The organism is Prosthecodimorpha hirschii, from assembly GCF_001305515.1.
Taxonomy (GTDB): domain Bacteria; phylum Pseudomonadota; class Alphaproteobacteria; order Rhizobiales; family Ancalomicrobiaceae; genus Prosthecodimorpha; species Prosthecodimorpha hirschii.
The window spans coordinates 5,182,857-5,207,832 of sequence record NZ_LJYW01000001.1; the positions used below are offsets into that span (position 1 = coordinate 5,182,857).

The window sequence follows — 24,976 nt, forward strand, 5'->3', positions numbered from 1 at the left end:
CGGAGATGACCGGCGGCAGCTGGGTCTCGATGGAGACGGCATTGTCGGGCTTGCGCTTGGCGACCGCGTTGGCGGCGACGACGGCCTGGTCCTCGTCGAGGGTGTCGAGCACCTTGGCGACCACGTCGGGGCGGTTGAAGCGGTCACGGAAGCGGGCGGCGGGGAAGAAGTCGGCGAGCTGGTTCCAGCCGCGGTTGACGTGCCAGCCGATCAGGTCCTCGCCGCCGGCCGAGGCCGTGTAGTAGCCCGTCGGCGTCCACGCCACCCAGCGCCGCGTCGGTACGTCGATGAACAGCGCCAGCAGTTCCTTGCCGTCGGACCAGCGGTACCAGCGGATCGTGCCGTCCGCATGGGCGGCGACCATGATGCGGCCCTCCTGGGCCATGTTCACGCCCCAGGTCGTCGCCGGCACCTGCTGGCGCCAGCGCAGGGTTCCCTTGGCGTCGTAGGCGCGCAGCGCCCAGCCGGTGCCGAGTGCGAAGCCCGAACGGTCGGGCCGGACCGCCAGCGAGCGGGCGCGCTCGTAGCTGTCCAGCTCGAGCTTCTTGCCGCCGATGCTCGTCTCGTATTCGTCCTCCCACTTGTCCACCTTCAGGCCGGTGATGTCGGCGGTCAGGTGGGTGGGGATCTTGTTCGGCGCGTCGCTGATGCCGCCGGCATCGAGATCGAACAGGATCGGATTGGTGTCCGAATAGCCGAGACCGAAGCGCACGCTGCGGCCGTCCGGCGACACCGTGAAGGCGTCGCGCAGCTTGTTGCGCGCGTCCATGCCGCGCTGCATCTGCAGGACCGAGACCTTGCCGTCGGCCGCGATGGTGCCGAAGGTCGGATCGGCGGCGATGTAGGCGATCTTGTCGCCGCAGGTCTTCAGATCGAGAATGGTGCCGGCCTGGACCGTCCGGTCGTTGCCGACCTTGCGGCCGTCCGGGCCGAGTGCCCGGAGGATCTTCGGATTGCCGGTGCGGCCGCCGGTCATGACGAAGCGGCCGTCCGACGACCAGGCCGCGGCATAGAGCGTGCCCGACTTGACGTCGCCGACTTCGGCCTTGGCGAGCGGCTGCAGGGTTGCGGCATCGAGCATCGAGAAGCCGACCGTCTCGTCATAGCCGACCGCGAGCCGTCGGCCGGTCGGATCGATCGCCAGCATGGCGGGCTGCGGTCCGTCCGGAGCCTTGATCTTGTGGGTCCGCTTCATGGCCGCGTCGTAGCGGCGGATGAAGCCGTCCGAACTGGTCGCGTAGAGCGTGCCGGCGGCATCGAACAGGACGCCGTAGGTGTCGTCCTTGTAGTCCTTGTCGGCCATCAGTTCGCGGCCGGTGGCCACGTCGAGCACGCGGATGCCGTTGTCGCGTCCGAGGCCGGCGACGATGCGGCGACCGTCGCGCGAAAAGGCCAGGCTGTCGATGACGTTGTCGAAATCGCCGATCCGGCGCATCGTCCGGGCGACCCGGTCGAACAGGTAGATGCCGTAGCGCTGGCCCTTGTCGCGGGCGGCATCCCAGCCGCCGGCGGCGACGTAGCGGCCGTCGTTGCTGAGCGCCGTGGCGTAGATCTTGCCGAAATTGCCGGCCCCGACGGGCAGGCGCAGGGTTTCGATCGGCTTGCCGTCCGGCATCGACCAGAGCCGGACGGTCTTGTCGGCGGCGCCGGTGGCCAGCACCGTGCAGGCGGCGTCGACGCCGATCGGGCCGGGCAGGCCGGAATGCATGCCGGTCTCGATGCGCAGGACCGGTTCCTGGTCCGGGCACGACCCGACGGCGCGGGCGAGCGCCTCGTTGCGTCGGCCGTCGATCGCGCCGGTGTAGCAGCCGGCATCGGTCAGCCGGCGCTGCAGGGCGGAGATCTCCTCCGGCGCGTAGCTGGCGAGGTCGCGGGCACCGGCCGGCGCGGCGGCCGTCAGCGCCCCGAGCGCGACGGTGATGCAGAATCGCTTCAACATGCGATGTCGCTCCTGCGTTTCGGTTCGCGACCGTCATCCGCCTGTAGCGGGCGTCGCGGCTGGCCCGGTTCGGGCCGTTCCGGAATCCGGGTTGGGGGCGGCTTGGCCGTCCTGCTCGATGGACGGCCGATGGCAAAGGCCGCGCCCGGAACGGGGCGGCCTTTGCGGATTGTCAGCGCTTCTGGATGGCGATGGAGAAGTCCGGGATGGTGCCGGGCTTGGACATGACGGGATGCTGGCGGCCGTCGGTGAGGACCTTGACGCGCTCGGCGACGTAGACATCGAGCTCGGAGAGGGTGATGACGCCGTTCTTCAGGAGGTCGGCCTTGCCCTCGGCGATGCCCTCGATGACCGCCTTGGTGAAGGCGCCGTTGCCCCAGGCGGCGTTCTCGATCGACAGTTCCTTGCCGGTCGAGGAGCCGAACACGACGACGCCGTTCTCGCTCGCCGCCAGTTCGTTGACGACGCCGTTGATGTCGACCGAGCCGCGGGTCTTGTCGGCCGAGACGCCGGCGGCATGGCAGGCGTCGAGGAACAGCACGGCCTTGCCGGCGAGCCGGCTGAGCGTCGAGCGGATGTCCTCCTTGTTGATGCCGCGGCTCCTGAGCTTGGAGATCGAGGCGTCGACGGGCAGGAACCAGAAGGCGCCGGCATTGTCGAGATAGCCGTGGCCGGCCAGGAAGATCATGCCGATGTCGCGGCTGGTGACCTGCTTCTCCAGCCATTCCAGGCCCTCGACGATGCCGTCGCGGGTGGCGTCGCCGTCGATCAGGGAACGGACCACCACGTCGCCGTAGATGCCGCCCTTCTGGGCCAGCATGGCCTTGGCGAAGTCGGAGGCGTCCTTGCCGGGCAGGCCGAGGGGCTCGACGGAGGAGTCCTGGTACTTGGCGACGCCGACGGCGAGGACATAGAGCTTGGGCTTGAGCAGGGCGGCGGGGTCCTGCTTCTGGCCGGCATAGGCGAGCTTGACGCGGGCCGGCTCGCTGGTCTTGTCGCCGGCGCGGGCGATCAGGGAGACCTCCACGTCGCGCTGCGGCAGGGTGACGGTGATGCGGCCCTTGCCGGTGTCGATCGGCTTGCCGTCGGTGCGGGCGATGCCGCGGGTGGCGTCGCCGGCGCGGCCGTCGATCAGCACGTCGATGCCGGTGACCGGCAGGCCGGAGGGCGAGCGCAGCTCGTATTCGAGGGTCAGTTCCTGGCCGGTGAAGTTGGTGCCGCCGGCCGGCGGCACGACGGAGATGACCGGCGGCAGCTGGGTCTCGATGGAGACGGCATTGTCGGGCTTGCGCTTGGCGACCGCATTGGCGGCGACGACGGCCTGGTCCTCGTCGAGGGTGTCGAGCACCTTGGCGACCACGTCGGGGCGGTTGAAGCGATCGCGGAAGCGGGCGGCGGGGAAGAAGTCGGCGAGCTGGTTCCAGCCGCGGTTGACGTGCCAGCCGATCAGGTCCTCGCCGCCGGCCGAGGCCGTGTAGTAGCCCGTCGGCGTCCACGCCACCCAGCGCCGCGTCGGCACGTCGATGAACAGCGCCAGCAGTTCCTTCCCGTCCGACCACCGGTACCAGCGGATCGTGCCGTCGCCATGCGCCGCCAGGATGACCCGGCCGTTCTGGGCGAAGTTGACGCCCCAGGCGGTGCCGGGGACCGGCACCTTCCAGCGCGGCGTGCCCTTGGCGTCGTAGGCGCGCAGCGACCAGCCGGTGCCGATCAGGAAGCCCGAACGGTCCGGGCGGGTGACCAGCGAGCGCGAGACCTCGTAATTGTCGAGCGCGATCGGCTTGCCCTCGAAGGTCGGGGCGGTGTCGTCCTGCCATTTGTCGATGCGGAAGCCGACGGTCGACGGGCCGCTCAGGCCGGCCGGAACGCCGGGCGAATCCGTCAGGCGGCCGCCGTCGAGGTCGAACACGACCGGGTCCTTGGCGCCGATGCCGAGCCCGAAGCGCAGGGTGCGGCCGTCCTGCGAGACCGCGAAGGCATCGCCGAACTTGGTGCGCGCGTCGAGGATGCGCACGCCCTGCAGCGTGGTGACGCGGCCGTCCGGATCGACCGTGCCGATCGAGGGATCGGAGGAGGTGAAGATGGCCTTCGAGCCGCAGGGCTGCAGGCCCATGATCGAGTTGTTCGAGGCCGGGCTGTCGTTGCCGATGCGCTTGCCGTCGGGGGTCAGGCGCCGCACGATGGTCGGGTTGCCGGCCGAGCCGGCGGTGTAGATCGTGCGCCCGTCATTGGCCCAGGTGACCGAGAAGAGGTCGCCGCTGGTCAGGCCGCCGGTTTCGCTCTTGCCGGTGACCGCGAGGGTGCGGGCGTCCAGATAGGTGACGGCGAGATTCTTGTAGTAGGCGACGGCGATCCGCTGGCCGGTCGGATCGAAGGCGAGCGATTGCGGCTTGGTCGTCTCCGGCAGCCGGGCGCGGGCGGTCAGCTTGCCGCCGGCATCGTAGCGGCGGATGAAATTGTCGTAGCTGACGGAGACCAGCGCGCCGTCGCGGTCGAATTTCAGGCCGTAGACCTCGCCCTTGTAATCGCGGTCCGCAGCCAGTTCGCGCCCCGTGGCCACGTCCAGGATGCGGATGCCGTTCTGGCCGCTGAGGCCGACCGCCAGGCGACTGCCGTCGGGCGAGAAGGCCAGCGAATGCATGACGTTCTCGAAGCCGCCGAGGCGGCGCAGCGTGCGGGCGGTGCGGTCGAAGACGTAGACGCCGGCCTTCAGGCCCTTGTCCCAGCCGGCGTCCCAGCCGCCGGCGGCGACATAGCGCCCGTCGGCCGACAGCGTCGCCACATAGAGCTTGCCGCCTTCGGCCGGGCCGATCGGCAGGCGCAGGGTCTCGATCGGCCGGCCATCCGGCAGCGACCAGAGACGGACCGACTTGTCGTAGGAGCCGGTCGCCATCACGGTGCAGTTCTGGTCGACGCCGAACGGCCAGATGATGGCCGTGTGCATGCCCGTCTCGATGCGCAGCACCGGGTCCTGGGTCGGACAGGTCGCGACGGCGCGCGACAGGGCTTCGTTGGCGCGTCCGTCGATGGCGCCGCTATAGCAGGCGGCATCGGTCAACCGGCGCTGCAGCGCCGTGATCTCCTCGCCCGACATGCTGGCAAGATCGCGCGCCTGCGCGGCTCCGGCCCAGAAGGTCGCGCCGAGGACGACCGAAAGCAGTAGTTTCCTGTCCATGTGCCTCTCCCCGCCCGGCGATGTCCCGACCTTGTATCGCTGCACCCCGTCCTGGGGAGCCTTTAGCAGGGACATGCTTCCGGATGATTTCTCCAGACCGCGCGCCCCGCGCGAGCTGCGCATCGACACCCCCAATCGGCCCACCGGGCTCGTATGGTCAAAAAAGCATGCCATCGCGATGGCCCGGGCGGAAGAGGGCCCAGGTCCCAACGGTTTGGAGGGCATGGGCAAACGGTAACCCCGTGCCGGGGACGGTCAGTCATGCGCCTGCGGCGACCAGCCGAGACGGTCCTTGATGCGCCGCATCAGGCCGTCGCGCACGGTGCGATAGGCCTCGAGAATCTGCTCGCGCGATCCGGAGGCGAGCTGCGGATCCTGAGTCGGCCAGTATTCGACATCCATCGCCTGGGTCCGCGTCAGATCGAGCGCCTTGTGGTGGGCCTCGGGCGCCAGCGTGACGATCAGGTCGAAGTTGGAATCCTCGATGTCGTCGAAGGTGCGCGGCCGGTGCCGCGAAATGTCGAGCCCGATCTCCTCCAGCACCTTGACGGCGAAGGGATCGAGTTCGCCGCCCGGGCGCACGCCGGCCGACTGGAAATAGATCTTGCGATTGAACAGGTGCTTGGCGATCGCCTCGGCCATGGGCGAGCGGACGGCATTCATCGAGCAGGCGAAGAGGACGGCGCTCGGCCGCGTCCGCTCCACCACCGTCACCCTTTCCAGTGCAGGGCGCAGACGAGGGTGAACAGGCGGCGCGCGGTGTCGAAGTCCATGGTCACCTTGTCGGCGAGCCGATCCATGAGCACCTTCGAGCCCTCGTTGTGCAGGCCGCGCCGGCCCATGTCGATGGCTTCGATCTGCGCCGGGGTCGAACTGCGGATGGCCGCATAGTAGCTCTCGCAGACCATGAAGTAGTCCTTCACGATCTTCCGGAAGGGCGACAGCGAGAGGATGTGGGTGAAGGTGCCGTCGCTGCCGGTGTCGACGATCTCCAGCCGGAGCTTGTTGTCGATCAGCCCGATGCGCAGCCGATAGGGCCCGCCGTCATGGCCGCACGGCTCGAAATGGTTCTCCTCGATCAGGTCGTAGATCGCGACCGCGCGTTCGTGTTCCACGTCGGCGGTCGACCGGGCGATCGACTGGTCGTCGAGATGAATCTCGATCAGCCGGGCTCCGGGCCTCTGTTCTTGCGGCTCCGCCATGTCGGGCGTGACTCCCCCCAGGATCTTTCAGCGAGCTTGTCACAGATTGAGGCGAATCGCGACCGAGCGGGCATGGGCATCGAGCCCCTCCGCCTTTGCCAGCGCGATCGCGGCGGGCCCCAGCGCGCGCAACGCCTCCGGGCCGACCTTCAGGATCGAGGTGCGCTTCATGAAGTCGAGCACGCCGAGGCCCGAGGAGAAGCGGGCCGAGCGCGCCGTCGGCAGGACATGGTTGGAGCCGCCGACATAGTCGCCGATCACCTCCGGCGTGTGCCGGCCGAGGAAGACCGCGCCGGCATTGCGGATGCGCCCGGCCAGCGCCTCCGGGTCGGCGACGGCGAGTTCGAGATGTTCGGCGGCGATGCGGTCGGCGAGCGCGACGGTCTCGTCGAGCGAGCGGACCACGATCACCGCGCCGAAGTCGCGCCAGCTGGCCCCCGCCGTCTCGCCGCGCGGCAGGCGGGCGAGCTGACGGGCGACGGCCGCCTCGACCGCGTCGGCGAGGTCGGGGGCGTCGGTGATCAGGATCGCCTGCGCGGCGGGGTCGTGTTCGGCCTGGGCAAGCAGGTCGGCGGCCAGCCAGTCGGGATCGTTGCCGGCATCCGCGATGACCAGCACTTCCGACGGGCCGGCGATCATGTCGATGCCGACGGTGCCGAACACCCGGCGCTTGGCGGCGGCCACATAGGCATTGCCCGGGCCGACGATCTTGGCGACCGGCCGGATGGTCTCGGTGCCGTAGGCGAGCGCCGCGACCGCCTGGGCGCCGCCGACGCGGTAGATCTCCTGCACGCCGCCGAGCCGGGCGGCGGCCAGCACCAGCGGGTTCAGCCGGTCGTCGGGCGTCGGCACCACCATGACGATGCGCGGCACGCCTGCCACGGCGGCCGGAACCGCATTCATCAGGACCGAGGACGGATAGCTCGCCGTGCCGCCCGGAACGTAGAGGCCGACCGCCTCGACGGCGGTCCAGCGTGAGCCGAGTTCGACGCCGAGCGCGTCGGTGTAGCGGTCGTCGGCCGGCCGCTGGCGTTCGTGGTGGGCGCGGATGCGGTCGCGCGCGAAGGTCAGGGCGTCGAGCGTCTCCCGGTCGACGGCGGCGATGGCGCGGTCGACCTCGTCCGCGGTGATGCGCAGCCGGCCGTCGAGCTCGACGCGGTCGAAGCGCCGGGAGAGATCGACCAGGGCCGCGTCGCCGCGCTGGCGCACGTCGGCCAGGATGGCGCGGACGGCGTCGTCGACCTCCTCGGAGACCTCGCGCTTGGTCGCCAGGAAGGCCGCGAAGCGGGCTTCGAAATTGGGATCGGTGATGTCGAGACGAATGGCCACGTCGCCGCTCCGGTCAGATCAGGTCGCGGCATGCTTAGCGGCGGCGGCCGGCCTTGTCGACCGCGAGCAGCGTCGCGCCGACGCGCCGTGTCGTCCGCGCGACGGGCCGGCGCTCAGCGCTCGTGGGCAGGCAGGTTGCCGGTCGCCCAGGCGCCGCCGAGATCGGACAGCTGCGCCTCGAGGCATTCGACGTCGAGCCGGATGGCGGCACCGCCGGCGAACAGCAGTTCGACGGTTCCGCTCGGCCCTTCCGACGGCGTGAAGGTGATCGCCAGCAGGACCAGCACCTCGCCGGGGCGATGGCGGTCGATGCCGTGGCTGCGGACCCGGCCGACGCGGGCGAAATGCAGACAGGCACGGCGCCGCTCGAAGGCCGCGGTGCCGCTGCGCGCAGGCTCCGCGCCCGGGGTCTGCTCCCAGGCGAAGCGGTTCATGGCCAGCGCGAACAGCCCGGCCTTGGGCTGCCAGTCGAGATCGCCGACCTTGATCACCGCATCCTGGACGCAGGCCGAAAGCACGGCGAGATCCTCGCCATCCAGCGCCACCAGTTTCAACGTCATGTTCCGCCACCCGCTTCGCCGCGCCCGGGACCGCCGCCCGCGTGCCGATTGGGATCCGGCCCTCACTTAGGAAAGAGCGGGCCCGGGTGCAATGCCGACGCACCCCGATCCGAGGCGAAAGGGGCCGTGTGCGGAAGAATCCGCATCCTGCCCGCCGGTCTGCGGATACGAAAAAGCCCGGAGCCATGGCTCCGGGCTTCGCTGCACGGGCGGCCTCAGGCCGCGATGGCCGTGTCGGATCTCAATAGTAGTAGTAGACCTTGCGCTTGACCTTGTAGACCGGCGCGACATAGACCGGGGCCACATAGACGGGACGGCGCACCTTCACCTTGTAGACCGGGGCGACGTAGTAGATCTTCTTGCCCGCAACGGAGCTGTGCTCCCAGCCGGTCGACGGGGCGCCGGCCGCATCGACCTTGGCGGTGTCGAGGGCCGAGGCGGGGGCGGCGAAAGTGAGCGCCACGCCGGCGGCGGCGGCGATAACGAGACCACGGATCATAGACAAGCTCCTCCGAATTCACGCCCCCGTCGGGTGCTCGGCAGCGGCGTTGGGGTCCATGACTAGCACCGACATGTTTCCGTCAGATTTCGTCGTTGCGTCGAATGACCGTCGGTCCGGCACAAAAATGCATTTCACGGCATATGCTTACCGGTATCTCAAAGGCTTGCCCGGCCGTCGCTCAGCGGGCGCCTTCGCCGCCGATCCGCTCGATCGAGGCGCCGCAGCGCGACAGCTTCTCTTCCAGGCGCTCGAAGCCGCGGTCGAGATGGTAGACGCGCGAGACGATGGTTTCGCCTTCGGCCGCCAGCCCGGCGATGACCAGCGACACCGAGGCGCGCAGGTCGGTCGCCATGACGGGAGCGCCGATCAGTCGGTCGACGCCCTCGACGGTCGCCACCTGGCCGTCGAGATGGATGTGGGCGCCGAGCCGGGCGAGTTCCGCGACATGCATGAAGCGGTTCTCGAAGATGGTCTCGGTGATGCGCGACCGGCCCTGGGACCGGCTCATCAGGGCCATGAACTGCGCCTGCAGATCGGTCGGGAAGCCCGGGAAGGGCTCGGTGGTGACGTCGACCGGCTGGATGCCGTTGCCGTTGCGTCGCACCCGGATGCCGGCCGGGGTGGAGGTCACGTCGACCCCGGCGCTCTTCAGGGTTTCGAGCGCGGTGGCCAGCAGGTCGTAGGACGTGCCTTCGAGCAGAACGTCGCCGCCGGTCATCGCCACCGCCATGGCGTAGGTGCCGGTCTCGATGCGATCGGGCAGCACGCGATGGGTCGCCCCGTGCAGGCTGTCGCGGCCCTGGATGCGGATGGTCGACGTGCCGGCGCCCTCGATCTCGGCCCCCATGGCGATCAGGCAGCGGGCGAGATCGGCGACTTCGGGCTCGCGCGCCGCATTCTCGATCACGGTTTCGCCGCGGGCGAGGGCGGCGGCCATCATGACCGTATGGGTCGCGCCGACCGACACCTTCGGGAACACGACCCGCGAGCCGGTCAACCGCCCGCCGGGCGCGCGCGCCACCACATAGCCGCGGTCGATGTCGATCTCGGCGCCGAGCGCCTGCAGGCCGGTGATGAAGAAGTCGACCGGACGGCTGCCGATGGCGCAGCCGCCGGGCAGCGAGACCCGCGCTTCGCCCATCCGGGCGAGCAGCGGACCGACCACCCAGAAGCTGGCGCGCATCTGGCTGACCAGATCATAGGGGGCCGTGGTGTCGACGATCTCGCGGGCGCTGAAATGGATGGTCTGACCGGCCAGGTGATCCTGGCCCGGGCGCTTGCCGTCGAGCGAATAGTCGACGCCGTGGTTCGACAGGATCCGCTGCAGCATGGCCACGTCGCGCAGCCGCGGCACGTTTTCCAGCGTCAGCCGGTCGGCCGTCAGCAGGCTCGCGATCATGAGCGGAAGCGCCGCGTTCTTGGCTCCCGAGATCGGGATGGTGCCGGCGAGCGTCCCGCCGCCCACGATGCGGATCTTGTCCATGGATCGGATGTTCCTTCTGGTCCCGCGACAGCCCCGCGTCACCCCTTCGCTGAGCCATAGCGTGGGCAGGGCGGGATCACAAGTCGGCGGATTTCCGCCTCTTCCCCAGGGTCAGGCGGGGTCGGGGCCGGCCTCGGTCGCGGGCGGATCGGTTTCCTCTGCGCCTTCAGGGCGGCCGGCGGCCTTGCGCCGGCGCAGGTTGGCCCGCAGGGCCTCGGCCAGCCGCGCCGCCCGGCGCTGCCGTTCGTCCTCGCCCCCGGAATTTTGTTCCGGCGGCTGCCGGCCGCGCGTCGTCGGCGGTTTTCCCCGGTCGGGTGATTCGGTCATGCCCGGGGTCCTACGACAGGCCGAGCAGGGCTTCGGCCGAGATGATGCCGCGGAAGTCGTCCTGATCCTCGACGAGGTCCTCGGCCTCCGGCTGCATCGGCGCCGGCCCGACGAGGACCTGCCCGGCGAGGGCCGCATCGACGAAATCGCCGAACCAGGCTTCGAACCGGTCGGGATCGAGGCTGGCTACGGCGCGTCGGCCGATCAGGACCACGCTGCCGGACGCCGCCTCGCGGGCATAGGTGCCGGTGCCGAGGGCGGCCAGCCGCGGGTTGGCGTCGAGCAGGCCGAGCATGGCGTCGGCGGCCGCGGCGCCGCGTTCGAGCGGGCCGAGATCGCAGATCAGCAGCACCTCCGCCCCGTCCTGGCTGCGATCGATGGTCACGTCCAAGCCGTCGGCGATCAGCGCCGTGGCCGCACCGTCGTCGTCGAAACCGAGGTCCAGTCCGAGGCCGCCGGCAAGCCGGGCCAGGATGTCAGGCTCTGCCGTCATCGGGGTCGCATCCGTTCCGCCATTCTTCGCCCGCCGCCACCGCCGACGGCCGTTCTGGCCTCGGCCGGGCCGAACCGGTCCGATCCTTCGGGGCACGCCGTCCGATCCGCCGTCGGGGTCGCCGCCGGGTCCGGATCAGACTAGCATGGTCGCCCTTACCGGTACCCCATTCGCAGGGCCCGGTCACCAGGATGGGACGCCGCCGGTGACCGAAGTGGTATGCATGGGAATCGGTCAATAGGCTGGAAGACGGACCGGGACGGCCGGAGGAGGCGCATCGATGGACATGGCGAAGGCTCAGTTGCTGATCGGGGACGTTGGCGCGCTGCTCGGGCTGCCCGATCTGGCATTCGATGCGGACGGGGACTGCGCCCTGACCATCGACGACACGCTTCAGGTCGACATCTCCTTTCTCGACGAGGAGGACGCGCTGCTCTTGGCCTCGCCGCTCGGCTCGCCGGCCGATCCCCTGCCGGCCGATCTCGCCGAGGCGATGCTCGACGCCAACTTCTTCTGGCGCGGCACCGGCGGGGCGACGCTCGGGCTCGATCGCGAGACCCGCATGGCGGTGCTGGTCGAAACCGTACCGCTGGCCGGCCAGCATCCGGCCGCCCTGCGCGACCGTCTGTCCGATTTCGTCACCGTGGCGCGGGACTGGACCGATCGTGTCGCCGGCCGCACGCCGATCGCCGCTTCCGATGTGACGACCGTGACAGAGGAACCGGCCGGAGACGTCATACTGCGGCTGTAGTCGCGAGACGGGTGTTCGGACAGGCAGGGGACTTCGGTATGGCTGAGGGCGTTTCGTTGAAGTTTTCCGGGTCCGTCCCGATCGGGATCGACCGTGGAGACAACCGCTCCCGAAGCGTGAGCGATCCGACGGGCACGATGGACGGTCTGTCGGCCCGCACGTCGGAGCCGAGCCGGACGCGCCATCTCTCGCTCAGCCGTCAGGACAAGACGCGCGCCGTGCCGAAGGACAAGGTCGCCGAGGGCACGGTCAAGAAATCCGACAAGCCGAGCTACGGTCTCAAATTCTTCCGCGAAAAGCTGCAGATGACGCCGTTCGGCCGGCGCTTCGATCCGAGCCGCGACACCGGCACGGTGGTCGGCCCCTATCGGGTGATCGCCGACAAGAATCGCGGCGTCGAGCCGGGCTTCGTGGCGCTGAAGGACTGGACCCCGAAGGATACCGCCAAGCTCAGCACGCCGGGCCACGCCTTCTCGGTGCGCGCCGACGCCTTTCTGGACCGGGGCATGCATCCCTGGAGCGGATCGCACGCGGTGCGCTCGGAGGCGGCCAAGTATCTGGCCGCCCGCGATCCCTCGGTCGGCTTCCGGCCCGGCAAGGACGACCCGTTCCATTTCATCAGCCGCAATCCGGACCTGAAGGCCGAAGTCTATGGTGCCCTGAAGAGCAGCGAGCGGGTCTTCCCCGCGCTCAAGAAGCACGTCATGGACAACGAGAAGAAGTTCAACACCAGGCACTACGTCAAATTGGACTACCGCGAGGCCCAGGGCTCGGGCCGCGGCGAGGAGCGGACCTATACGCTGCCGAAATCGAACGCCAAGAGCTTCGGCTTCGGCGCGATCGGCAAGTTCTTCCACCAGATGGCCCGTCGGCAGACGCCGGACGCGATCAACCGCGACGCGATGCGCGAAAGCCTCGCCAACGACCTGATGAGCCGTTTCGGCATCTTCGCCCAGAAGATGAAGCTGGTGCCGACCGTCTACCAGCCGCCGAACGGGCCGCCGGTGCCGAAGCTGCTGCTCGACGGCACCCACATGTCGGGTCGCAACGGCGAGAAATTCTCCGATTTCGAAGGCGCCATCGTCGGCGGCCCGCGCAACGGGCAACTGGTCAAGCTCGGCGAGGACGGCAAGCCGGTGAAGAATGCCCGCGGCCACTACGAGGTCGACACCTCGATCCGCGAGATGGGCCGCAACAAGATCTTCATGCTGCTGCTCGGCGACCGCGACGCGATCGGTTCCAAGGGCGGCAACAAGGGCCGCGTCGGCAACGAGTTCGCCGCCATCGATCCGGGCCACTCGCTCGAGACCGGCGGGCAGAACCTGATGGCCCGCAAGGACATCCGCTCGGACATGTCGTTCGAGCAGCCGAGCATCTTCGACGGCAAGTGCTACAAGAACTTCTCGATCTTCGACCAGAGCCCGTTCTCCGAGCGCATGGAGGGCGTCAAGGAACTGGCCCGGCTGTCGAAGACCAACGAGGACGTGGCGGTGTTCCGCGAATATGCGGCGACCTTCGGCAAGGACAATCCGGGGCTCGATTTCTCCGGCCAGATCGGCGAGATGGAAAAGGCCTATCTGTCGCGGCGCGAGCATATCCTCGACGTGTTCGGCGATCGTCTCGCGGTCTACGATTTCGACTTCTCCGGCGTGCGCAGCCCGATGACGCCGGAAACCGCGCAGCGCAACACGCTCGACGTGCTCGACGCGCTGGAGAAGATCAGCTCCGAACACAGCTGGATGAGCGGCAACACCGAACTCGAATATCCGATGGTCAAGAACCGGACCGAGTGGCAGGTCAAGGAGCAGGGCGACACCCTCGAATTCCGCGCCGAGGGCGTCGGCCGGTCCGCGCGCCGCCAGCTGGAGAATTTCGTCGCCGCCCAGACCCCGAACGGCCGCTACACGATCGTCGAGGACAACGGATCGCTGGTCCTGCGCATCCCCAAGGCCGATATCGGCCAGGCCCATGGCGATTTCAGCATGACCGCGCTGAAGCGCCAGGACCGGGTGCCGGTCTGACCGGTGCCCGGCACCGCCCGGGCGCCCGGGGCCGGTCCTGCGCCGGCATCTGGTGCAACGGTCGGCCTGCCTGCAATTCCAGATGGCTTGCCGTGATGGATGCTTGCCCGGTTCGCCGGAAGGCGGCATGGTCCGGCGCGTATCCGGACCCGCATGGCACTGGGGATCATGGCACAATCGCACAACGACCCCGGTCCGCAGCGGACGGCGGAGGGCGTCACCGTCACGCTGGCGACCTGCGCCAAGAACGAGGGGCGCTATCTCCTCGAATGGATCGCCCATCACGAAGGGCTCGGCTTCACCGAGATCGTCGTCTACGACAACGGCAGCAGCGACGGCAGCGCCCGGACGCTGGCCGCCCTCGATGCGCTCGGGCGGGTGAAGTATCGTCACCAGCCGGACCGCCCCGAATTCGGGCCGCAGCTCTGGGCCTTCACCGATGCGGTGCTGCAGTCGCGCTCCGACTGGATCGTGTTCCTCGATCTCGACGAGTTCCTGCTGCTCGATGAGCAGAGGCCGATCGGCGACTTTCTGGCCACCTTTCCGGATGCCGTCACCCAGGTCTTCTTCAACTGGCGGACCTTCGGCTCGTCGGGCCGGGTCGAGCCGGGCTTCGGCTTGGTCATGGAACGCTTCCAGAAGGCGGCCCCGCCCGGGCATCCGATGAACCGGCTCGGCAAGTCCGCAACCCGGCGGCTCGCCTTCCATGCCGTCCACGTCCACGCCCCGTATCTCTCCCATGGCCTGTCGGTTCATGCCGACGGGACGCCGATGGTGCTGGAGGATATCCAGGGCCGGCCGGTCGACATCCGTTACGGCGGGGGGCGGGTGAACCACTATGTGGTCAAGTCCCGGCACGAATTCGAGGAGAAGAAGCGCCGCGGCCGGGGCGATTTCCCCGAGGGCGATCCGCGCAAGGACCGCGATGCCGACCAATACTTCACCGGTCACGATCGCAACGAAATCGCGGTGCCGCTGCCGCCGGGGCTCGCCTGGCGGACGCGCCTCCGCATGGCGCGTCTGGCGGCCGGCCTGCTGCTCGTCCGCCTGGTGCCGGCCCTGCGGCGTCGGGTTGCGGCTCTGCTCCGGCGCGACGGCTCCGGTCAGTTGCGCCGCCTGACGAAGGAGTCGCTGCTGCACGGCGTGCGCGACGGCGTCCTGATCCGCCCGCCGTCCGACATCAGGCGGCCAGCGGCCAAGCGTGGCCGCACGCCCGCCGGCCCGCCGGCCGGGCGACGCCCGGCGGACGCCCCGAAGCGCTCGCCGGCCGGCTGAATTCCGGAAGTCCCGATGCGAGCGCCGGCCTGCCGGCCGGCGGCCATGGAAACGGCGGCCGCCCGGGTCCGGGAGGCCGCCGTTTCGTGTTGCGCGCGCGGGCGTTATTCGGACGCGAAGGCGCCGAGGCCCGACAGGAAGGTGCGCACGGTCTTGGACGGGATGCGCTCGCCCAGCTTGCCGGCTTCCTTGGAACCGGCCAGGCCGGTGTTCAGACGCTGGTTCTCCAACTGGCCGGAGCTCGACGCCACGACGTAGTAGTTTTCCTGGTCCTGCCGTTCCAGCGTGGTGTCCGGCGTGATCCGGCCGCCCATGTCGTCGGTGATCAAGAGGTGCTTCAGCTCCACGTCGGTGACGCCGCCGCGATCCTTGTCCGACTTGCAGCCCTTCGACATGGTCGCGGCCTCGTCGGTGACGTTCTTCAGCGCCAGCGCCTCTTCGGCCAGCGACTGCAGCGCCAGGATGTGGCGGCCCATCTTGGCCGGGTCGCCGTTGCCCTTCTTGAAGGTCTCGCTGGTGAACATCTGCCGGACCGTGTTGGTCTGGTCCGCGATCTTGTCCAGCATCTCCTTCTCGGCCGGCACGTTCGGATCGAGCCGGTCGAAGACGGAGCCGATGAAGCCGCCCGGACGGGTGCCGGCGGAGCCGAAATCGCCCTCGCCGAGATCGCCGATGAACTTCACCATCATGCCGCGGTTGTGTTCGTAGACGTTGCCCCAGCCGCCGAGCACGCTGCCGAAAGTGCCGGTGGCGAGCGGATTGATGCCGAACGAGAAGGCGATCACGTCGACCTGGACGTTGATGTCCTGGTCCTGCTGGACGTTGTGCGGCACGCGCTCGTCGTCGACCTTCATGGTCATCGGCTGGCCCTGGTTGCTGGCCGTGTCGAAGGACTGGAACTGCGCCTGCGTGTAGGTGTTCTCCTGGTAGTCGGGCAGCTTGCCGCGCACGAGCGGGATCTCGCGGATGCTGGCGGGCGTGATTAGGTTGACGCTGACATGCGTCACCTTGACGGGCGTCGGATCGTTGTTGTCCATCCGCGTCAAGGCCGTCTGCATGATGCGGTCGTTGGTGGTGATCGCCGCCTCCAGCACCTCGGTCGCGCCGCGCTCGTTGGCCCGCTGCCGCTCCTGCGGGTCGGCGATCTCCCACATGTCGAGCACGCCGTGGCCGATCACCTTGGTCTTGGGCGTCAGATTGCCGTGGCCGTCGTCGCGATAGAGCTCGCTGACCTTCAGGTTGCGGGCGTGATAGTGATCGCCCTTGGTCGCCGAGCTGATGCCCGATGTCGGGCTATGGTGCGGGCCGTTGACCTCGAGCGGACCGTTCTGCGCATAGCGGCGGGCGAAGCGGCCGTTGATCGAGGCGCCCGGCTTGATGTGCGACTGGTAGGTGCGCGTGACGCCGTCGCGGCTGACGATCATCTTGCGTTGCACCGGCGCCCAGTCCGGATTCTGGTTGAGGGCGCGCTGGCGGGCCTTGCCGAGCGCCTTGCTGCTGGTCATCTCGTTGATCTGGGCATCCGTGAAGCCGGCCTGATGCAGCGCGTTGCGCACCGACGCGGTGGCGTTGGTCTTGCCGAGCGTGGCGGGATGCTGCGACTTGTCGATCTGGCCGGGCAGGATCGTGCGGCCGGGCGGCGCGTTGGTGTAGTCCTGCGTGCGGGCGTTCGTATAGTTGGTCTTGGACTGCTGCAGCTGCTGGATCGCGTTCGCGGTATTGGGTTGCTGCTGCAGCTGGGCGATGGCATCGTCGATGATGAAGCCGACCGCATGCGCCCAGAGCATGTTCGAATAGGCGACCATCTTGTTGCTCAGCGGATCCGCTTCGCGCATGTCCTGGATGTAGCTGAACTTCGCGTTCAACTGGTCGATCTGGTGATCGACCTCGGTGATCAGGTGCTGGACGAGGTCGAGGCCGACCTGCGAACCCGGCACGTCGGTGCCGGCGAGATTGCCGAGCCCGGCCTTGACCAGCTGCAGGTTCATCAGCGCGTCGGCGATCTCGTGTTCCTGCGCGGTCCAGCCCTCCGGCGTGAAGCGGTTGGTGCCGAGGATCGCGGCATTGTCGCGGATCAGTTCGAGCGCGCGGGTCGATTCGTCCCGGAACGCCTGCGGTTCGAGGCCGAGCGCATGGTTCTGACCCGGATCGAGCTTGGCGATCAGATCGTTGCACCCGTAGGCGTTGTCCTTGGTGCAGATGCCCGGATTGGCCGTCAGCATGGCATTGAGGCCGGGATGGGCCTCGGCGAAATTGCCCTGCCGGCGCTCCAGATACTTCTGGATGCCGCGCTGTGCCGCGGTGTCGATCTCGTTGACGCCCATCCGGTGGCGCGGATAGGTGTCGCTGAACTGGATTTCCTTCTTCACCGCCTTGATCAGGTCCGGATCGCGCATCACCTCGTCGGGCAGCGCACCGTTGACCACCTGGTGGAAGGCGTGCTGCAGCGACGGCGTGCCGGTCGCGCGCAGGTAGTCCTTGGTGATGTTCTGATTGTAGACGACCGCATCCTTGCGGATATGCTGCGCGGCGTCGAGGATCTCCTTGACCTTGCGCTCGCTCATCGGCTTGGCGCTCATCATGAAGCGCTCGGCACCGGCCATCTGCACGGCGCGCCGCGCCACCTCAGGCCCCTCGGACTTCTCCAGCGCGCGCAGGAACGCCGTCTTGAAGGTGGCATTCTCGGTGCGCTGCTGCTGCGTGCCGTAGCGGTCGTCGCCGGACTTGAAGAAATTGACGAAGCGATCCTTGAAGGGCAGCTTGGCGTTGACCACGCCGGTCGGCTGCCCCCCGTGGTTCTGAGCCAGAACCAGCCGGTCGCCGGACTGTCGGAAGGATTCGATGCCGATGGCCATGGCGCCCTCCCTCAGACCAGGATCTGGATGTCGGAGCCGCCGGCCGTCGGGCCGGGCGTCGAGTCGGCGTCGATCGGCTCGCCGGCATTGACGGCGGCGAGGCGGCCCTGCCAATGGTCGGCCACGTCGACGAAGGTGCCGAGCCAGCCCTCGAAGCGCGCCGGCTCGGTGCGTTCCAGTTCCAGGCGCTGCTGCACGAAGACGAGGTCCTCGACCGGGTCGATCGCGATCGTCGCGCCGCGCGTCGCCTGCCAGAACAGATTGGCGCCCAGCAGCCACGCGAGGATGCCCTCGCGGCGGTCCTCGTCGATCGTCCCGATCTTGCAGAAGGCGACGACGACATCGTCGTCCGCCTCATACTGCAGATGCACCTGCAGATCGTCGAAGCCGAGCGCGACATAGCCCTCCGGATCGGGCTCCAGCCCGGGCAGACCGATGCCGTCGCCGAATGCGGTGAGGAGGCTCTTGAAGGTCTCGATGGACATGGGCGTTCTCCACGTGTGTCGTTCGACATCCGGCATAACCCGCTTCGCCGGGCGCCTCTGTCAGTTTCATCACAGGGGGAAAACGGATGATGACCGCGCCGGCACATCCTGCCAATCGACAGGCGGGCCGGGTTGCCCGCGGGGACCGGACCCTCGGTCGCTCCGGCGGGGCGACCGGTCGGGCATGTCCTGTCGCGAAGCCGACACCCATCTGCCGGTCGACCGGAGCCCCTTCACGGCCGGGCCGCCCTGCCGGTAAGCCGAACCCGGAGGCGGGCAGGTGGCCAAACCACCGATTGCCTAAAAAGTGCAATGACTTGACAAAAATGTCATCTGAATTGACCGCAACCGTATCTGCCGTCAACAATGCCGGCTGCACGGCCCTGCCGGGCTGCGGATCGCTGCCGATGCCTGGAAGGTCACGGCGCCCTGCAGCTCTCAGAGGGTCGTGAACGACCGTCACGGCCGGAAGCCGAACGACCGAGGGTCCTCTTCGAAAGAGTGTCACATGATCCGTCTCCAGCATTCGCATGTTCGAATTCTTTCAATGGCGGCCGTGGCGGTTCTCGGTCTCGGCGTGGGGGCCGCCGTGGCCGTCGACGGCTCGCGTTGGGGCGCGCGGGATCCGGTCACGCAATGCGCGGCGATCGGCGCTTCGACCGCGCTCGACTCCAACGCGGTCACGGCCCTTGTCCGGTGCGAGCGCGAACAGGCGACGGCCTCCGACGAACTCTGGCTGGTCGAGGATTTCTCGGTCCAGATCGGGGCGGCCCGTCCGCACAAGGGCCGCGAGGAATTGATGACGATGGCCGATTCGGACACCTCGAAATCCGTCCATTCCCTTCGCGGGGCCTGGACATGGGTTGTCTGCCGCGATCCCAAGGCGGTTGCCTATTCGGGCGGCGATCCGGCCAGGAACTGCGGTCAGGCACGCGTCGCAAAGGCCGAAGGGGCCTGCTGGGTCACGAGTTTCGGGACCTGGCGCTGCAACATGACGGGCCCGGCCGCGGCGCGGGAAGTCGGCTACCCGCCGCCGCGCTGAAGACGGCTACCGGTTACGGACGAGCGGGAAGCGCGAGGGTCGGGGAGATGGCGACGCGCCCGATCCGACCTTCCACGCCCCGGTGCAGCCTTCCGCGCGGCGTCGACGCCGGGGTGCTTCTCTCCGTGCCGCAGTGCATGCGCGCCGGCTGACAGCCGCCCCGCCAGGGCTGCGGCCAGCCACAGAGAGGCATGACGGAGCCCGCCCAAATGGCTGTTCGGACACTTGTAAAAGCAACGGGATGAATGGTGCTGCGAGAGAGGATTGAACTCTCGACCTCTCCCTTACCAAGGGAGTGCTCTACCACTGAGCTACCGCAGCGGTTTCCGTCGCGGACCGGCCGGCCGCCGTCGGCGTAGCGCGGCGGGTGCCGGTTCTGTCCGAAAAGGCGGGCGTTTCCCGGCTGCGTCGCGGTTCAGCGGCGGTAGACGGTACCGTTCGGTGCCACGACCATCAGGACTCCGTCGTCTGCCATCGCGACCGACTGGGCGGAGCCTTGGATTGCGGTCCAGCTCGACGTGGCGACACTCGAATCGCGGCCCCACAGGCTGGAATCGTTGGCGCTCGACACCAGCAGGTAGCCGTCCGGGGCGACCGCGAGATCGCGTGCGTCGGTGCCGTATTTGAACCATGTTGCGCCCGCGACGGAGCCGTAGACGGCCTTGTCGAGCCCGATCATCCATAGCCGGCTGGCACTCTGGGGTGCGACGCGCAGGGCGCGTCCGGCCGTCTGTTTCCAGGCGCTGCCGTTGTCGTCGGCGCTTTTCCGCCAGATGGAATTGTCGGCCCGCGTCACGACGACGGTTCCGTCCGATGCTGCGCCGACGCTGAGCGCATTCTGGCCGACGGCCGCCCAGGCCGCGCCGTTGTAGCGGTAGACCGCCCTGTCGGCGCCGATCGCGTAGAGGCTCGTCCTGGACACCACGGCCACGTCGGTCATGGCCACCGGCGCCTTGATCTGCGTCCAACTGTTGTCGCCCGCATAGGTCCACAGGGTTCCGGCCTGTGCGTCGATCGCCACCGTGGTTCCGTCCGCGCCATGGGAGATGCGCGACGCGCCGTTGCCGATCGCCACCCAATTGACGCCGCCGCCCTCGGGCGCGCTCGGCGGCGCCGCGGTCGAGCCGCCGAGCGCGACGATCCTGCCTTGCGAGGGCACGCCGGCCTGATCGGACAGGAAGACCATATAGTATCCGGGCGGCGCCACATGCGCTTGCGCCGGCAGCGAGACCGTCACCTTGGTGCCGGATTGACGGAAGGCCACCGGGATGAAGCGCTGCCCGGTGTTGAAGGAATGCGTGGTGGAACTGAGACCGATCAGGGCGACGCGCGCGATCCGGCTCGCGTCGTCGAGCGTGACGGTCATCTGCGCGCCATAGGCAAAGCCCGACGCATTGATGGACTTGATCGACGGTCGCGGTGCCAGCGTGGCGGTGCCGTTCACGGTGGTGAACAGATAGGGCGGATAGTAGATCTCGGCGTTGAAGTTCCTGGCCGGCCCCGGCAGGCCGCCGCCCGTCGACAGGATGGCGCCGTTCGGCAGCAGGATCGCCGCCGAATGATAGCCGCGATAGACGGAAGCCGAGGCGCCGGCGGTCCAGCGTCCGGTGGCCGGGTCCCAGATCTCGGCACCGTAGACCGCGTCCGTTCCGGCATTGTCGCCGAACCGCGTACCGCCGGTCACCAGGACCCGGCCATTGGGAAGGACGGTGCTGTTGGCCCATTGGCGGGGATTGGCCATCGCGGCGGTTTCGGCAACCACCGGCTTGGCGCCGCGAATGTCGATGATCGAGGCCGCCGCGCTCGACGCGGTGGGAGCGCCGTTGGCGGCTCCGTTGCCGCCGACCTGGAGGATGCGGCCGATATCGAACATGACCGCCGTCGATGTCGGGCCGACATTCGGCTTCGTCGTGTTGTCGTAGCCGGACTTGAACGTCCCGAGCGTCGTCGTCTTGCCGGCGCCGGAGACATCGAGCGACCACATCTTCTCGGCCGACAAGCCGAAGACCTTGCCGTTGGGGGCGACCCACAGACGCGGATACCACCAGCGGTTCAAGTCGGGGCCCGCGGCATCCTGGCTGGCCGCGCCGCCAAGCGCCGACCAGCCGGCGCCGGGCGTATAGATCTCCGGGATCATCGACACGTCGTTGCGCGACAGCGAGCCGGCCACATCCTTGTAGGCGTCGGTCACATAGGGCTTGCCGCCGCCGACCACCACCACCCGCCCGTCCTGCAGGGTGATCATCGTCCCGTACCAGCGGGGATATTTCAGCGTCGCGGCGAGTGCCGTCGGCGTGTTGGTGCGCGGATTGAAGATCGTGCTGGCCAGGGGCGACAGGCCGGAGACGGTCGAACTGCCGCCGGTGATCAGCATCGAACCCGAGGTCAGCAGCGAAGCCGCCGAGCAGAAGCTGTCGATCGATTGCGCGTTCGGCAGCGTGTAATGCGCCGCCGGATCGTCCAAGCCCTTGGCGGGGTCCCAAAGATCGAAGGTTCGACCGTCCTGAGGGCCGGCGCCGGTCGGCGATCCGTAGGTCATGACCACGCCGGACGGCATCAGCGCGGCATGCAGTCCGACGAGCGGCCAGCCCTTGACGGGCGACCACAGTCCCAGCGTCGGCGCCGTGGCCGGAATGGCGAGACCTGCCATCAACGGGTCGCCGGCGGAGGCCGCCGACGCGGCCGTGATCCCGGTCGTCGCCAAGGCCGCGCCGATCAGGACCGGCACGAAGAGGGCATTGCGGACGGCATGCGGTTTCAAGGCGCCTCTCTCCTGTCCCCGGCGGCCGAACAGGGTCGAGTTTTATTCGAAATTTCACCGAATTTTAACGCCTTGAATCGCTCCGGCCGAAGAGATGACAACGGCGCAGGATGCGGCCGGCCGCCGGCCGCCGGCGACGCCCCACCCGCCGGATGGCGCCATCCGCCCCCGGCGCAAGCGGGCACCCGATCAGGTCTCCGCCCTCAGGTCTCCGCCCACGGGGCTCCGGCGGGGGGCGGTCCGCCGTCGACCGGGCTCTGCACCGGTCGACCCGCATGCCGCCTCGGCTCGCGCCGTGCCGGCGGCGAGGCCCGTTGGTGTCGGCCCGCGCCGCGATACATCCCGGACATCGGACGGCAATCCGGCGTCACGCGATTGCGCCAGCGCTAGAATTCCATCTCGCATCGATCGTGAAAAATGGTGCTGCGAGAGAGGATTGAACTCTCGACCTCTCCCTTACCAAGGGAGTGCTCTACCACTGAGCTACCGCAGCGAACCCGGGTGCCGGCGGGGCCGGTCCGATGTGGGGCGGTATCTGCCACACGGGGGCGGGGGATGCAAGGGGCATCGGCCGGCGATTTGGAAAGCGGCGTCTGATCTGTGGAGAAGTGCCGGACCGGGGCCGTCGCGATCGCTGCGCGATGGACGACCGGCCGATGGCCGGGCCGCGGGCGGGCCTGTCGTCGCGCCGGAGCGGCTTGGGCGACCCGACGTCTCGGGGCGGCGATCGAGCCGCTCCAGGGCTTTCCGGTCGGGGCAGGGGCAGGGGGCTGGAGCGCGTTCCGGCGGGGGCGGGGCGCCGCCCGCCGGTCCCGCCTGGAGCGTTACCCGATCGGATGGACTCCTCCGATCGACAAGGAAAGGCGCCGGACTCAAGGGCTTGAGCCCGTCCTTCTCGGTCGGATCGTTTCGATCTGGCCGGGACCGGCCTAACCGCCGATCTCCTCGCGCAGCATCTCCAGGCGCAGCCATTCGTCCTCGGCGGCGGCGAGCGCCGCCTGGGCCTTGTCGAGCCTGGCGGCGGTCTCTGCGAAGCGCTTCGGGTTCTTGGCGTAGAGATCGGGGTCGGCCATGGCGGCCTGCAGGGTGGCGATCTCGCCGCCGAGCTTCTCGATCGTCGCCGGCAGGGTCTTCAGAGCGTGGCTCTCGTTGAAGCTGAGCTTGCGCCGGGCGGCGGGCGGGGCGGCGCCCGCGGGTTTCGGGGTGGTCTCGGATGCGGTCGCCGCCTCGCCCGGCGGCGGGGTGATGCGGCGCGCCTTCACGCCGTAGCCGCGCTGGGCGACCATGTCGGAATAGCCGCCGGCATATTCGAGCCAGCGGCCGTCGCCGTCGGAGACCACCACCGAGGTGGCGATGCGGTCGAGGAAGTCGCGGTCGTGGCTGACCAGGATGACGGTGCCGGGATAGTCGGCCAGCATCTCCTCGAGCAGGTCGAGCGTTTCGAGGTCGAGGTCGTTGGTCGGCTCGTCGAGCACGATCAGGTTCGACGGCTTGGCCAGCGCCCGGGCGAGCATCAGCCGGCCACGCTCGCCGCCCGACAGCACCGAGACCGGCGTGCCGGCCTGTTCGGCGCCGAACAGGAAGTCCTTCATGTAGCTCATGACGTGCTTCGGCTGGCCGCCGACCGTCAGCGTGTCGCCGCGGCCCTCGGTCAGCGCCTCGCGGAGCGAGGCGGACGGGTCGAGGCCCTCGCGCTTCTGGTCGAGCGTGACCATCTCCAGGCCGACGCCGAGGCGCACGGTGCCGGAATCGGGGGCCAGCGTGCCGGTCAGCATCTTGACCAGGGTGGTCTTGCCGGCGCCGTTGGGACCGATCAGGCCGACCCGGTCGCCGCGCCCGATGCGGATCGAGAAGGGTTCGACCACGGTGCGCCCGGCGAAGGCCTTGGCAATGCCTTCGGCCTCGACGACCAGCTTGCCGGAGGCGTCGGCCTCGCTGACCGTCATCTTCACGTCGCCGACCGGCCGGCGCGCCTCCTTGCGGCGGCGGCGCAGTTCCGACAGTTCGGCCATGCGGCGGACATTGCGCTTGCGCCGCGCGGTGACGCCGTAGCGCACCCAATGCTCCTCGGCGACGATCTTGCGGTCGAGCTTCTGTGCGTCGCGCTCCTCCTCGGCCAGGAGGTCGTCGCGCCAAGCCTCGAAATGGGCGAAGCCGCGCTCCATGCGCCGGGCGGTGCCGCGGTCGATCCACACCGTCGAGCGGCTGAGCGCGGTCAGGAAGGCGCGGTCGTGGCTGATCAGAACGAGCGCCGAGCGGAGCGACTTCAGCTCCGACTCCAGCCATTCGATCGCCGGCAGGTCGAGATGGTTGGTCGGCTCGTCGAGCAGCAGCACGTCGGGCTCGGGCGCCAGCACCCGAGCGAGTGCCGCCCGGCGGGCCTCGCCGCCGGAGAGCCGCTTCGGGTCCTCTGCGCCGGTCATGCCCAGTTCCTCGATCAGGTAGCGCGCCCGATAGCTGTCGTCGGCCGGTCCGAGGCCCTCCTCGACATAGGCGAGCACGCTCGGATAGGCCGACAGATCCGGCTCCTGCGGCAGGTAGCGCACCGTCGTCGCCTGGTTGACGACGCGCTCGCCGCGATCGGCCTCGATCAGCCCGGCGGCGACCTTGAGCAGCGTCGACTTGCCCGAGCCGTTGCGGCCGACAAGACAGATGCGGTCGCCGTCGAAGACGGAGAGTTCGGCGCCTTCGAGCAGGCGCGGACCGCCGAAGGAGAGGTGGATGTCGCGGAGAGTGAGAAGGGGGGCTGCCATGCCGGCCGGTTTAACCGAAGGCC

The 24,976-nt window shown here is 68.9% G+C and carries 18 protein-coding genes and 2 tRNA genes; 4 read left to right on the plus strand and 16 right to left on the minus strand.

All coding sequences use genetic code 11. The annotated features are described in order from the left end of the window. The 10 genes from ABB55_RS22830 to ABB55_RS22875 form a co-directional block, all read right to left on the minus strand. A partial coding sequence (locus ABB55_RS22830; RefSeq protein WP_200912058.1) for a WD40 repeat domain-containing protein occupies positions 1-1,939 on the minus strand: 1,939 nt, incomplete at its 3' end. Between the two features lie 172 nt (positions 1,940-2,111). Beyond that, positions 2,112-5,114: a caspase family protein gene (locus ABB55_RS22835; RefSeq protein ID WP_054360875.1), complete on the minus strand. Its 3,003-nt coding sequence runs from the start codon at positions 5,112-5,114 to the stop codon at positions 2,112-2,114. Positions 5,115-5,369: 255 nt separating this feature from the next. Next, positions 5,370-5,822: an arsenate-mycothiol transferase ArsC gene (locus ABB55_RS22840; protein WP_276326411.1), complete on the minus strand. Its 453-nt coding sequence runs from the start codon at positions 5,820-5,822 to the stop codon at positions 5,370-5,372. 2 nt (positions 5,823-5,824) lie between these two features. Further along, positions 5,825-6,316: a UPF0262 family protein gene (locus ABB55_RS22845; RefSeq protein ID WP_054360876.1), complete on the minus strand. Its 492-nt coding sequence runs from the start codon at positions 6,314-6,316 to the stop codon at positions 5,825-5,827. A gap of 39 nt (positions 6,317-6,355) precedes the next feature. Beyond that, the gene (hisD, locus tag ABB55_RS22850) at positions 6,356-7,645 is read right to left on the minus strand and encodes a histidinol dehydrogenase (RefSeq protein WP_054360877.1); all 1,290 of its coding nucleotides are present in this window, start codon (positions 7,643-7,645) and stop codon (positions 6,356-6,358) included. 113 nt (positions 7,646-7,758) lie between these two features. Then, complete coding sequence (locus ABB55_RS22855) at positions 7,759-8,205, minus strand: DUF2948 family protein (RefSeq protein ID WP_054360878.1); 447 nt, start codon at positions 8,203-8,205, stop codon at positions 7,759-7,761. Between the two features lie 241 nt (positions 8,206-8,446). Further along, a complete protein-coding gene (locus ABB55_RS22860) occupies positions 8,447-8,704 on the minus strand; it encodes a hypothetical protein (RefSeq protein WP_054360879.1) in 258 nt (85 codons plus the stop codon). A gap of 181 nt (positions 8,705-8,885) precedes the next feature. Then, entirely contained in the window at positions 8,886-10,190 is a 1,305-nt protein-coding gene (gene murA / locus ABB55_RS22865) for a UDP-N-acetylglucosamine 1-carboxyvinyltransferase (RefSeq protein ID WP_054360880.1), read from the minus strand. Positions 10,191-10,301: 111 nt separating this feature from the next. Then, positions 10,302-10,517 (minus strand): hypothetical protein, encoded by a 216-nt coding sequence (locus ABB55_RS30725; RefSeq protein ID WP_054360881.1) that lies wholly within the window; start codon positions 10,515-10,517, stop codon positions 10,302-10,304. 10 nt (positions 10,518-10,527) lie between these two features. Next, on the minus strand, positions 10,528-11,010 hold the full coding sequence (locus tag ABB55_RS22875) for a type III secretion system chaperone (RefSeq protein ID WP_054360882.1): 483 nt from the start codon (positions 11,008-11,010) through the stop codon (positions 10,528-10,530). Between the two features lie 280 nt (positions 11,011-11,290). Between ABB55_RS22875 and ABB55_RS22880 the strand changes: the two genes are divergently transcribed. The 3 genes from ABB55_RS22880 (at position 11,291) to ABB55_RS22890 (ending at position 15,057) form a co-directional block, all read left to right on the plus strand. Next, a complete protein-coding gene (locus tag ABB55_RS22880) occupies positions 11,291-11,761 on the plus strand; it encodes a CesT family type III secretion system chaperone (RefSeq protein WP_054360883.1) in 471 nt (156 codons plus the stop codon). Between the two features lie 137 nt (positions 11,762-11,898). After that, a complete protein-coding gene (locus ABB55_RS22885; RefSeq protein ID WP_054360884.1) occupies positions 11,899-13,782 on the plus strand; it encodes a hypothetical protein in 1,884 nt (627 codons plus the stop codon). 153 nt (positions 13,783-13,935) lie between these two features. Continuing rightward, positions 13,936-15,057 (plus strand): glycosyltransferase family 2 protein, encoded by a 1,122-nt coding sequence (locus tag ABB55_RS22890; protein ID WP_054360885.1) that lies wholly within the window; start codon positions 13,936-13,938, stop codon positions 15,055-15,057. Between the two features lie 104 nt (positions 15,058-15,161). Here the strand turns inward: ABB55_RS22890 and ABB55_RS22895 are convergent, their stop codons facing one another. Continuing rightward, on the minus strand, positions 15,162-17,912 hold the full coding sequence (locus tag ABB55_RS22895; protein WP_054360886.1) for an inositol phosphate phosphatase SopB: 2,751 nt from the start codon (positions 17,910-17,912) through the stop codon (positions 15,162-15,164). A gap of 11 nt (positions 17,913-17,923) precedes the next feature. Then, on the minus strand, positions 17,924-18,397 hold the full coding sequence (locus tag ABB55_RS22900) for a type III secretion system chaperone (protein ID WP_054360887.1): 474 nt from the start codon (positions 18,395-18,397) through the stop codon (positions 17,924-17,926). 508 nt (positions 18,398-18,905) lie between these two features. Here ABB55_RS22900 and ABB55_RS22905 point away from each other — a divergent pair. After that, on the plus strand, positions 18,906-19,439 hold the full coding sequence (locus tag ABB55_RS22905) for a hypothetical protein (protein ID WP_152982149.1): 534 nt from the start codon (positions 18,906-18,908) through the stop codon (positions 19,437-19,439). A gap of 246 nt (positions 19,440-19,685) precedes the next feature. Here ABB55_RS22905 and ABB55_RS22910 read toward each other — a convergent pair. From ABB55_RS22910 to ABB55_RS22925, 4 genes are all read right to left on the minus strand, one after another. Continuing rightward, positions 19,686-19,760 (minus strand) — tRNA-Thr (locus ABB55_RS22910). A 94-nt stretch (positions 19,761-19,854) separates the two neighbouring features. Continuing rightward, positions 19,855-22,200 (minus strand): galactose oxidase-like domain-containing protein, encoded by a 2,346-nt coding sequence (locus ABB55_RS22915; RefSeq protein ID WP_244472101.1) that lies wholly within the window; start codon positions 22,198-22,200, stop codon positions 19,855-19,857. Between the two features lie 418 nt (positions 22,201-22,618). After that, a tRNA-Thr gene (locus ABB55_RS22920) sits at positions 22,619-22,693 on the minus strand. A gap of 436 nt (positions 22,694-23,129) precedes the next feature. After that, complete coding sequence (locus tag ABB55_RS22925; protein ID WP_054360889.1) at positions 23,130-24,953, minus strand: ABC-F family ATP-binding cassette domain-containing protein; 1,824 nt, start codon at positions 24,951-24,953, stop codon at positions 23,130-23,132. Positions 24,954-24,976 lie beyond the last annotated feature (23 nt).